Here is an 11,256-nt window from a genome sequence, read left to right as displayed (position 1 = left end):
CAATGGATAGCCAGCCGCTCAGGCGACGCGCTTTTTGGTTACTTTTTGTCGCTCGGACAAAAAGTGACCCGCCCAGGAGGGCGGAACCAAGCGGTTCCACAGCGACAACATGTCACCAACAGCGCGAGCTGTCGATCATAGAGACAACGACAGCGGCAGAACAACGCCAACATGTCACCAGCAGCGCGAGCTGTCGATCATAGAGACAACGACAGCGGCAGAACAACGCCAACATGTCACCAACAGCGCGAGCTGTCGATCATAGAGACAACGACAGCGGCAGAACAACGCCAACATGTCACCAACAGCACGAGCCCTCAATCATCGACAAAGAGAGCCGTCGAGCCACGACAACATGTCAACTTAAGACGTAAACCTCCCCTCCAACCGATGCAACGACCCCGGATGCACCAACCGCACCGAAGTCACCACCCGCCCCGCAGACCAGGTCCGCCGCCGAATCAACAGACAAGGCTCGCCCCGCCCGATATTCAGCAACGCGCATTCCTCAGGCAACGCCAACACCGCCTCCACCACATGCTCACCTTCCGTCAACGGCGCAACGCGAGACAGATACTGATACGGCGTTTCTAAAGTGAAATCCTGCTCCAGATAATCCGGCGCCACTGCAGCATTGACATACCGATCCTCCAACTGGATCGCCACATCATCCTCGTAATGCACGATCACCGAATGAAACACCCGCTGCTTCAGCGCCACATCCAACGCCGCGGCCTGCGCCGGCCCGGCGCGTTCCTCTTCCAGGCTGATGACGCGCGCATGATGCCGATGCCCGCGTGAAGCGATGTCCTCGGCAATATTGTTGACCGCATAAAGCGCAGTCCGCCGCTTGGGCTCGGCGACAAAGGTCCCGACCCCCTGAAGCCGCACCAGCATCCCCTCGGCAGTCAATTCCCGCAGCGCGCGATGCACCGTCATGCGGCTCACGCCGAGCGCCTCGACCAGCTCCGTCTCCGACGGCACGCGATGGTGGGGCGGCCAGCTACCATCAGCGATCTTGCTGCTGATGTGCTGCTTGACGCGCGCATAAAGCGGCGCCGGCATGGAGTCGGACACGAGCGACAACGGGTTCCCCTTCGATAGGCGAGGTAGCGACAGGCGCCGAATTTAGCACGCCGAGGCAGGCACGCCGCCGATGTCAGGCCGATCTCACGACATCTCGACGTCGCGCGGCCCGCACGCCTGCAGGTACGCGTCCAGCGGCTCCGGCCTGCCGATCGCATAGCCCTGCGCATAATCCACGCCGATCGCGCGCAGCGCGTCGAGAGTGCGCTCGTCCTCCACCCACTCCGCCACGGTGCGCACCCCCAGCCGATGCCCGATATCGTTGATCGAGCTGACGATCTCGCGATCCACCGCGTTATCGGCAAGCTGGCGGATAAAACTGCCGTCGATCTTCAGGAAATCCACGGGGAACTGCTTCAGGTACGCGAACGACGACAGCCCCGAGCCGAAGTCGTCCAGCGACACCGTGCAGCCGGCGCTGCGCATCTCCAGCACCAGCCGGTTGGCGGCGGCCATGTTGTTGATCAGCGCGGTTTCGGTAATCTCCAGCCGGATGCGGCTGGCGGGCAGCGCGCTGGCTTCGAGCTCAGCATGCAGGAACGGCAGCAGGAAGGGCTCGCCCATCGAATTGGCCGACAGATTGATCGACACCGACAGCCCCGGCACCGCGCGCAGCCGCTCGCCGTAGCCGCGCAGCACGTTGCGGATCACCCAGCGGTCGATATGGCCCATCAGGTCGTAGCGCTCCGCCGCGGGGATAAAGGCCCCAGGCATGATCAGCTCGCCCTGCTCGTCGACCATCCGCACCAGGATCTCGATATGGCGGTCCTCCGCGCTGTCGCTGTCTTCCGGCTGCAGCGCGCGGATTTCCTGCGCGAACAGGCGGAAGCGGTTGGCCTCCAGCGCGGAATGGATGCCGGCGGCGACTTCCAGTTCGCGATGGTGGCGGCGCGCGTCGCTCTCGTCGCGGCGGTACACCGACACGCGGCTGCGGCCAGCGGCCTTGGCGGCGTAGCAGGCCACGTCGGCGCGGCTCATCAGTTCGCTGACCGGCGGCACGTCGATGTCGATCGCGGCGATGCCGATGCTGGCGCCGATGTCGTAGACGCGCCCCTCCCACGGGAAGCGGCGGCCGCGGATGGCGTCGATCACGTCCTGGCACACCTGCTCGGCCTGGTCGACGGTGCAGTCCTGCAGCAGCAGCGCGAACTCGTCGCCGCCCAGCCGGGCCAGCACGTCGTTGGGGCGCACGTGGTTGCGGATCAGGTAGCCCAGCTCGCGCAGCAGCACGTCGCCGGCGCCGTGGCCGGCGGTGTCGTTGACGATCTTGAAGCGGTCCAGGTCGATAAAGCACAGCGCGCCGCGGTGGCCCTGCAGCCGCGCGGCTTCGCACGCTTCGCGCAGCCGCTTCTCGAACCAGGTGCGGTTGGGCAGGCCGGTCAGCGCATCGTGCATGGCCGAGCGCGCCAGCTCGCGCTGCAGCGCGCGCGCAGTGGTGATGTCCTGGAACACCAGCACCGCGCCCAGCACATCGCCGCGCGCGGTCAGCACCGGCGCGGCCGAGTCCTGCACGTCGTGGCGTTCGCCGGTCAGGCTCTGCAGCACCGCGCCGTCCTGCAGGTAGGCCGGCGACAGCGTGCGCAGGCAGGCCTCGACCGGGCTCGGGATCGGCTCGCCGGTGGATTCGTCGACGATGCGGAAGACGCTTTCCAGCGGCAGGCCGGTGGCGCTCGCCATGGTCCAGCCGGTGAGCTGCTCGGCGATGGGGTTCATGAAGGTCACCTGCATCGATGCGTCGGTGCAGATCACCGCATCGCCGATCGAGCGCAGCGTAATGTGCAGGCGCTCCTTCTCTTCGAACAGCGCCTCGGTCAGGTGCCGCTGCCCGGTGATGTCCCAGTTGGTGCCGACCAGCGCATGCGCGATGCCGTCGGCGGTGCGGGTCACGTTGGCCATCGCGCGCACGTGGCGCACTTCGCCGCCGGGTCGCACGATGCGGTATTCGGTATTGAACGGCGCGTCGCCGCGGATGGCCTGGCGCATCTCGGCCCTGACGCGGCTGACGTCGTCCGGGTGCAGCATCTCGATCCACTGCTCCACCATGGGCGCGCCCGCTGCGGGATCGGTGCCGTGCAGCGCATGCATGCGTGCGTCCCACGTGATGCCGGCGCTGGTGAAGTCCCATTCCCAGATGCCCACGCCGCCCGCTTCCACCGCAAGCTGGATGCGGCGCGACAGCCGTTCCAGCTCCTGCTGCGCCAGCTTGCGGGTGTGGATGTCCTCGACCTGCGTGATGAAGTGCTGCGGCTCGCCGCTGTGCTCGTCGCGCACCAGCGACACCGCCAGCAGCGCCCAGCGGTAATGGCCGTCCTTGTGCCGGTAGCGCTTTTCGCGGCGGTAGGACTCGACCTCGCCCGCCAGCAGGCTGCGCGCCGCGCGCACGTCGTCTTCCAGGTCGTCCGGATGGGTGATCTGCTGGAAGGTCAGCTGCTGCAGCTCGGCCTCGCTGTAGCCGAGCAGCTCGGTCAGGGCGCGGTTGACGGTCTGCCAGTGGCCGTCCTTGCCGACCAGCGCCATGCCGATCGCCGAATGCTCCATCGCCTGGCGGAAGCGCTTGTCGCTGCGGCGCAGGCTGGCGGCGCCATTGCGGTTCTGCTCGGTCAGGTAGGCGATGCAGACCGGGAACACCATGATCGCCGCCGCCGACAGCGGCACCGGCTCATGGCCATGCGTGGCCAGCATCAGCGCCTGCAGGCACAGCGTGGCGACCAGCGTCAGCAGTGCGGTCGCGAACGGGTTGCCGGCCAGCGCCACCAGCACCAGCGGCAGCGACATTGCTGCGAACGGGTCATGGCCCTGCCACTGGGCGAGGCTGCCGATGCCCAGGCACAGCGCCAGCAGGCCCGCCTGCGGCGCCAGCAGCGGCCGCGCGATGGCGGCACGCACGCGCGCCGCGTTCATCGACAGCATCATCGGCAGCAGCACGGCCATGCCCAGCACGCTGGACTGCCACCAGGTCCACCATACCGGCGCATAGGGGCTGCCATAGGCGTAGGCGACGACCGCTGCGCCCGCGCTGGCGCTCAGCGCCGGCGCCAGGATGCCGGCCACCGCCAGCATCACCGCGAACGCCGCGAGGGGGCCGTGGCGGTCGATCCGGGCATGCCGCTCCAGCAGCCACAGCAGCCCGGCCGCGCTCACGATCTCAAAGAGGTTGGCGGCGCCCAGCATCAGCGCGGTGGCGAGGCTGTCGCCAGACAGATGGTTGGCCAGCACGTTCGCGCCCAGCATGCCCGCCAGCAGCCGGGGCGCCTCCGCGCGCGGGCGATGCAGCAGCAGCCCCAGACCGAAGGCGTTGGCCAGCCAGATCGCCGCCACGGTGCCAGGCAGCCGCGCCAGCCATAAGCTCGCCGCCGCCAGCAGGAAATAGCCGATGCCCGCCAGCAGCAGGGGTTGCCAGCGGCGCGGCGCGGCGGGAGGTGCTGCGGGAGGTTCGGTAGCGGCCTGTTGGCTCGGGGGGGCCGTGTCGGGCGTCATGGACGGGAGCGGTGCGAAGGCGGTACGGATGGGTTGGAAGAAGACGGCTCGTCCGGCGCGTCGCAACGGCTCCTGGCTGCCACGACTGCGCGCGGACGGAGTGCCGCCCAGCGTAGAGGGGAATGTAGCGGAGGTGGCGGGGCTGGCATAAGGGGTAGAGGGGGCAGGTGGAGGCGTTATTGCCACTGGTGTTTGGGGCGGTTTTTTGGTAGGAGGCACAGACTTTTTTGACGACGTCCCCCGGTAACCCCTCCAATAACCTCACGGGTAATCGCGCCGCGGCGCCACCGCGCCCATCATGCAGCCATGGCCTGACGCCAGCCTTTCAGGATTCCCAACCAAGCCAAGGAGAACGCCATGTCCGCTGCCATCCAAGCCCAATCTGAAGCCCAAGCCGCCGCTGCGACCGACCCCGCCACGCTTGCCGACCGCTACCTCGCCGCCTGGAACGAGACCGACGCCGCGCGCCGGCGCGAGCTGATCGCGCTGGCATGGACGGAATCGGCCAGTTATGTCGATCCGCTGATGCGCGGCGAAGGCCATGCCGGTATCGACGCCATGATCGCGGCGGTGCAGGCGAAATTCCCCGGCTTCCGCTTTATCCGCGTGAGCCCGGTGGACGCGCATGGCGAGCACCTGCGCTTTAGCTGGGAGCTGGGCCCCGTGGGTGAGCAGGCGCTGGTGGTGGGCACGGACTTCGCCACCGTCGCGGCCGATGGCCGGCTGGCGCGCATGACCGGCTTTATCGACCGCGCGCCGGCCGGACTGGCCTGAACCCCAGCCCGCGCCGCGGTAATGTGGCCTTCCCCACAGACAGCCCCCCGCCCACTGGCCGCAAGCTCTTGCATCCGGGGCGGTGGACAGGGGAAGGCAAATGGCGCGTGTTCTGCGGATTGCGGTATGGGGACTGGCCGGGATAGCCGTGGTTGTGGCCATGGCGGTCTATGCCGCGATGTGGGTGGGCGAGCGCAAGGCGGCGCGCACCGTGGCGGTGAAGGTGGCGGCCGTTACCATCCGCGAAGACCCTGCCAGCATTGCCCACGGCAAGCACCTGTATGAATCGCGCGGCTGCATGGAATGCCACGGTGCCGGCGGCGGAGGCAAGCAGGTGTTCGACGATCCCAATGGCCTGCGCGTGCGTTCGCCCGACCTGACGCGCGCCAACCCGGACATCGCCACCTATCGCAACGTGGACTGGGTCCGCAGCATCCGCCACGGCGTGGCGCCTTCGGGGCGGCCGCTGCTGATCATGCCGAGCGAGGACTACAACCGGCTCAGCGACGAGGACCTGGGCGCGCTGATGGGCTACCTGCGCACCCTGCCGCCGGCCATGGGCGCGCCGGCCGATATCCGGCTGCCGTGGATGGTGCGGGCGCTGTATGGCGTGGGCGTGGTGCAGGATGCGGCGTCCAGGATCGACCACAGCCTGCCGGTGCAGCCGGCGCAGGTGCCGGCGGCCACCGCGCAGTACGGCGGCTATGTGGCCAATACCTGCATGGGCTGCCATGGGCACGATTTCCGCGGCGGCAAGGTTCCCGGCGCGCCGCCGGACTGGCCGCCGGCCGCGGACCTGCGCCCGGTCGCGGGCGGGCCGATGTCGCGCTACGCCCACCCGGCGGCCTTTATCGAGATGATGCGCAGCGGCAAGCGCCCCGACGGCACGCAGATCAGCCGCGTGATGCCGTTCGAGTCGTTCGGGCGCATGAACGATACCGAGCTGACGGCGCTGTACCTCTACTTCACCGGCATGCCGCGCAGGTAAAGCTCAGCGGCGCGCCAGCCGCCGGCCCGCGGCGATACCGGGCAGTTCGACCCAGCGGTGCAGCAGCAGCGCCAGCGCAATCGCCAGCGCTGCATCGATGGCAAAGCGCAGCAGCTGCAGGCCGGTCTGGTCCGGCGTCAGCGCGGGCATCAGCCGCTTGACGCCTTCGATCACGGTGGGGTGCGTCAGGTAGAGCGCGTACGACAGCTCGCCCAGCCATATCAGCGCACGCGGCACGCGCAGCACGCCGGCGTGCTCGGCCGCCACCGCGCCGGCCACCAGCAGCGCGGCCGGAAGTCCGCGCCCGAGCAGGCTGAACTCAGACCCGACCAGCGGCAGCGACAGCGCGAACGCCGCGCAACCTGCGGCCAGCATGGCCAGCGCTAGTGCCGGCGTCAGCAGATGGCGCCAGCGCGCATAGGCCCATGCCAGCAGGCATCCCAGCAGGAATTCCAGCACCAGCGGATTGGTGGCCATGGCCAGCCATGGCGACGCGAACGGGTAGCCCTGCGCGGGATCGGCCACCAGCGTGCCGAAGTGCCACCACGGCAGCACCAGCGTGCCCAGCGCAAACAAGCCCAGCACCACCGGCAGCGCGCGCCGCCCGGCCAGCAGCAGCCCGAGCGCGAAGGCAGCGTAGAACGCCAGCTCATAGTTGAGCGACCAGCCGACATACAACGCCGGATAGCCGTAGTAGGGCGCCTGTGCGGTGGAGGTCGGCAGGAAGGCCAGCGACGCCGCGAACACCGCCGGCGTTACCGGGTTGAGCAGCAGCGCATGGATGGCCGACATGGTCCAGTACGGCGGCGCCAGCCGGAACAGGCGGCGCACGATAAAGCTGACCGGCCGCTCCGGCTCGGGCCGGGCCAGCACCGCGACCCACGCGATGATGAAGCCGCTGATGACGAAGAACACATCCACGCCGACATGGCCGCGCTTGATCACGTTGTCGGTCAGCCAGCCGAGCACCGGCGCATGCGGGCCGCCCAGAGCGAGCCCGGAGTGATAGACCACTACGAATGCCGCCGCCAGGCCACGCAGGGCCTGGATGCTGTCGAGGCGGGCGAGGGTGGTGGGCTGGGTGGTGTGGGCAAGGGCCCCGATTGGGGCTTGCCTGGAGGATGCCGGCGGAGTCGATGCCGCACGGGCTCTGGAATGGTGGTGTTCTGGAATAGTCGACGGCACTGTTTCAGCGTAGGGAATTCGAAAGAGGCGAATCCATAACTGACAGCGGCCGGTTGCCCAAAGTTCGGGCAAAGCTGCGTCACGGGCAGCGTAGGTCGCAAAGCGTTCGGCAAGGTGACCGAAATTGCACTATCCTCACTTGTCCCTTGCGCCAGGCTGCGGCGCAGGGGCCGTGCCCCCGCCACTTGCGCAGCCGCCCCAGCGCCGTATGCCGGCGCTGGTTGCGTTGGCCGGGGCACCCGTAAGAACAAGCGGGCAACGTACCCAAGGAGTGTCCCCCATGACCACCCTCACCCTCAACGTCAACGGCAAGACCCGTGAAGTCGACGTGGACCCTTCCACGCCGCTGCTGTGGGCGCTGCGTGACAACCTCGACATGACCGGCACCAAGTTCGGCTGCGGCATGGCCGCGTGCGGTGCCTGCACCGTGCATATCAACGGCCAGGCCACGCGTAGCTGCGTGACGCCGGTATCGGCCACCGCCGGCGCGCGTGTCACCACCATCGAAGGCATCGCCACCGACAAGGTCGGGCGCGCCGTGCTCGACGCCTGGATCAGGCACGACGTCGCGCAGTGCGGCTACTGCCAGAACGGCCAGGTGATGAGCGCCATCGGCCTGCTGCGCACCAAGCCGCGGCCCACCGATGCCGATATCGACCAGGCCATGGCCGGCAACCTGTGCCGCTGCGGCACGTACCAGCGCATCCGCGCGGCGATCAAAGACGCCGCGCGTGCGCTGGCCTGAGCGGGAGGAAATCATCATGCGAATCCGAGGCATCGAGGCACTGGCCGGCGGCCAGGGCGGCAATGACGGCGAAGTGCGCCAACCCAGCGGCGTGGCGACGCTGGACCGCCGCAGCTTTCTGAAACTGACCGGCCTGGCCGGTGGCGGCCTGGCATTGGGCGTTACGCCGCTGGCGCAGGCGCAGGAGGCGGCCAAGCCCAAGGCGCCGCCGTCGCCGCCGCAGGCGTTCCTGATCATCGCGCCGGACAACACCGTGACCGTGGCCGTGAACCGGCTCGAGTTCGGCCAGGGCGTGCATACCGCGCTGCCGATGGCGCTGGCCGAGGAGCTGGATGTCGACTGGCGCAACGTGCGCGCGACGCTGGCACCGGCGGGCGACCCGTACAAGGACCCCGGCTTCGGCATGCAGATGACTGGCGGCTCGACGGCGCTGAACCACTCGTTCCAGCAATACCGCGAACTGGGGGCGCGCGCCCGCGCGATGCTGGTGGCGGCGGCCGCGCAACAGTGGAAGGTCGATCCGGCAAGCTGCAAGGTGGAGCAGGGCGTCATTACGTCCGGCAGCCATCGCGCCACCTTCGGCGAACTGGCGCCCGCGGCGATGGAGCAGCCCGTGCCGCAGCAGGTCACGCTGAAAGACCCGTCGCAGTTCCGCATTGTCGGCAAGCCCACGCCGCGGCTGGATTCGCGCGGCAAGATGGAAGCGACCACGCCGTTCGGCATCGACACGCGCCTGGACAAGATGGTGGTGGCGGTGGTGGCGCGCCCGCCGCGTTTCGGCGGCAAGGTCAAGTCCTTCAACGCCGACAAGGCGCGCGCGGTGCAGGGCGTGCGCGGCGTGCTGCAGGTGCCGGTCGATCGCGGCGGCAGCGGCGTGGCGGTGATTGCCAGCGGCTACTGGCCGGCCAAGATGGGCCGCGATGCGCTCGACGTGCAGTGGGAAGACGCGGGCTCGAAGGTGTCGTCGCAGGCGTTGTTCGACGAGTACGCGAAGCTGGCCGCGCAACCCGGCACGGTGGCGCGCGCGGGAGAGGGCGATATCGGCGCGGCCATCAACGGCGCCGCGCGCAAGATCGAGGCGGACTATCGCTTCCCGTATCTCGCGCACGCGCCGATGGAGCCGCTCAACTGCACGCTGCAGCCCGAAGTGTCCGCAGGCAAGGTGCAGGCGGTCAAGGTATGGGTGGGCTCGCAGTTCCAGACCGTCGACCAGGCCGCCATTGCGCGCACGCTGGGCCTCGCGCCGGACAAGGTCGTGCTCAACACCATGATGGCCGGTGGCGGCTTCGGCCGGCGCGCGGTGCCGACCTCGGACTACATCGTGGAAGCGGCCAACGTGCTGAAGGCCTGGGTGGCCGCGGGCCACACCGAGCCGCTCAAGGTAGTCTGGAGCCGCGAGGACGATATCCGCGGCGGCTACTACCGCCCGCTGCATCTGCACCGCGCCCGCATCGGGCTGGATGCGCAGGGCAAGGTGGTGGGCTGGCAGCACACCATCGTTGGCCAGTCGCTGTTGAAGGGCACCCCGTTCGAGCCCTTTATGGTCAAGAACGGCGTTGACGCCACCATGACCGAAGGCATCGTCGAGAACGACTACGACCTGCCGCTGCAGATGTCGGTCCACCACCCGCAGGTGGATGTGCCGGTGCTGTGGTGGCGTTCGGTGGGCAATACGCACACGGCCTTCGTCAAGGAAACGCTGGCCGACGAGATGGCCGCCGCCGCGAAGCAGGATCCGGTGGCGTTCCGGCTGGCACGGCTCGACGAGAAGAAGCACGCGCGCCACCGCGCCGCGCTGCAGCTCGCGGTGGACAAGTCCGGCTATGGCAAGCGCAAGCTGCCCAAGGGCCATGCCTGGGGCGTGGCGGTGCATGAGTCGTTCAATACCGTGGTGGCGTATGTGGTCGATGTGTCGGTGGTGAAGGGCGAGCCGCGCGTGCATCGCGTGACCGCCGGCGTGCATGCCAACCGCGTGGTCAACCCGATGTCGGCCGAAGCACAGGTGCAGGGCGCTTGCATCTTCGGGCTGGCGATGACGAAGCCGGGGTTTGCCATCGAAATCGAGAACGGTGCCGTGAAGAACAGCAACTTCCCGGACTATCCGCCGCCGCGCATCACCGATGCGCCGGTGGTGGACGTGTTCTTCGTGCCCTCGCAGGAGAACCCGACCGGACTGGGCGAGCCGGGCGTGCCGCCGATCGCGCCGGCGGTGGCCAATGCGCTGTTCAAGCTGACGGGGAAGAGGCAGAGGCAGTTGCCGTTTGTGATGGCGTGATGGGGTGATGGGGTGAGGGCGGGCGCTGGCAATATCGACGCGTGTTACTTCGTTGATGCTCCTGCCCTCTCCCCCACCCCTCTCCCGCGTGCGGGAGAGGGGAGCGTATGCGAGTGCTCGTGGCCTTGTTCAGACGCGCGGGCGTGCGATGCGCGGCGGGTTGAAGAACAGCGATGTGAAGCGAGGTGAGGCTGAGCTAGTTCCAGAGTTCCGCAAGGCGTGGCTGCACCCTATTGCGTTTGCGCGGCGAGCCGCGTAGAACAGGGAAAAACTGCGCCAGCATGCCCCGGCCGCCGCACGTTGCGGTTCCGGGGGTGTGCCGGACGATCGAGGTGTGGCCATGGAGACCCAGGAAAGTACCCTGACCCTCGCCCTGATGACCGAGCCCGCCCGGGCCCGGATCTGCCGGGCGCTGCTGGAAGCCGGCGAAAACGGCCTGCCGGCGACCGACCTGGCGCAAGTCGCGCGCCTGAGCCTGGCGCGCGCCGGCCATGTGTTCCAGGAACTGGTGCAGGCCAATGTGCTGGCGCTGTCGATCCAGGAGCGGCGGGTCTGCTATGTGCTGAAGGCGCGCAGGGCGGTGACGGAGGCGTTGGGGTATATCGACGCAAGCGGGTTGGGGGAATGATGCGTTGAGGTAGTCTGGGAGGGTCAAAGGCTGAGGGCGGTGGGTTAAAACCGTTGGCCCCGCTTGATGTGGTTCCTGGCTAAACCACCCCTCACCCC

Annotated in this window: 8 protein-coding genes; 5 read left to right on the top strand and 3 right to left on the bottom strand. The window is 68.3% G+C overall.

The window, feature by feature from the left end:
- Nucleotides 1-363: 363 nt before the first annotated feature.
- Both hutC and AB1I47_RS32285 read right to left on the bottom strand, forming a co-directional pair.
- Nucleotides 364-1,065: a histidine utilization repressor gene (gene hutC / locus AB1I47_RS32290; RefSeq protein ID WP_407935947.1), complete on the bottom strand. Its 702-nt coding sequence runs from the start codon at nucleotides 1,063-1,065 to the stop codon at nucleotides 364-366.
- 105 nt (nucleotides 1,066-1,170) lie between these two features.
- Complete coding sequence (locus AB1I47_RS32285; protein ID WP_354687728.1) at nucleotides 1,171-4,563, bottom strand: diguanylate cyclase; 3,393 nt, start codon at nucleotides 4,561-4,563, stop codon at nucleotides 1,171-1,173.
- Between the two features lie 357 nt (nucleotides 4,564-4,920).
- Between AB1I47_RS32285 and AB1I47_RS32280 the strand changes: the two genes are divergently transcribed.
- Together AB1I47_RS32280 and AB1I47_RS32275 are read left to right on the top strand one after the other, a co-directional pair.
- Nucleotides 4,921-5,337, top strand: coding sequence for a nuclear transport factor 2 family protein (locus AB1I47_RS32280; RefSeq protein ID WP_354687727.1), 417 nt, complete (start codon nucleotides 4,921-4,923; stop codon nucleotides 5,335-5,337).
- A gap of 100 nt (nucleotides 5,338-5,437) precedes the next feature.
- Nucleotides 5,438-6,325, top strand: a complete 888-nt coding sequence (locus AB1I47_RS32275; protein ID WP_354687726.1) for a c-type cytochrome — start codon at nucleotides 5,438-5,440, stop codon at nucleotides 6,323-6,325.
- Nucleotides 6,326-6,328: 3 nt separating this feature from the next.
- Here AB1I47_RS32275 and AB1I47_RS32270 read toward each other — a convergent pair whose 3' ends face one another.
- Nucleotides 6,329-7,429: an acyltransferase family protein gene (locus tag AB1I47_RS32270; RefSeq protein ID WP_354687730.1), complete on the bottom strand. Its 1,101-nt coding sequence runs from the start codon at nucleotides 7,427-7,429 to the stop codon at nucleotides 6,329-6,331.
- 361 nt (nucleotides 7,430-7,790) lie between these two features.
- On the opposite strand from AB1I47_RS32270, the gene AB1I47_RS32265 reads away from it, so the two are divergent.
- The 3 genes from AB1I47_RS32265 to AB1I47_RS32255 all read left to right on the top strand — a co-directional run bounded on the left by AB1I47_RS32265 (nucleotide 7,791) and on the right by AB1I47_RS32255 (nucleotide 11,158).
- Nucleotides 7,791-8,255, top strand: a complete 465-nt coding sequence (locus tag AB1I47_RS32265; RefSeq protein WP_354687725.1) for a (2Fe-2S)-binding protein — start codon at nucleotides 7,791-7,793, stop codon at nucleotides 8,253-8,255.
- 16 nt (nucleotides 8,256-8,271) lie between these two features.
- Nucleotides 8,272-10,530, top strand: a complete 2,259-nt coding sequence (locus tag AB1I47_RS32260; RefSeq protein WP_354687724.1) for a xanthine dehydrogenase family protein molybdopterin-binding subunit — start codon at nucleotides 8,272-8,274, stop codon at nucleotides 10,528-10,530.
- A gap of 340 nt (nucleotides 10,531-10,870) precedes the next feature.
- Complete coding sequence (locus AB1I47_RS32255; protein WP_354687723.1) at nucleotides 10,871-11,158, top strand: ArsR family transcriptional regulator; 288 nt, start codon at nucleotides 10,871-10,873, stop codon at nucleotides 11,156-11,158.
- Nucleotides 11,159-11,256: the final 98 nt, after the last annotated feature.

The organism is Cupriavidus necator (assembly GCF_040578825.1).
GTDB classification, from domain to species: Bacteria; Pseudomonadota; Gammaproteobacteria; order Burkholderiales; family Burkholderiaceae; genus Cupriavidus; species Cupriavidus necator_E.
Note: the sequence above shows the minus strand (reverse complement) of the source record. Positions and strands in the feature narration are given on the sequence as shown.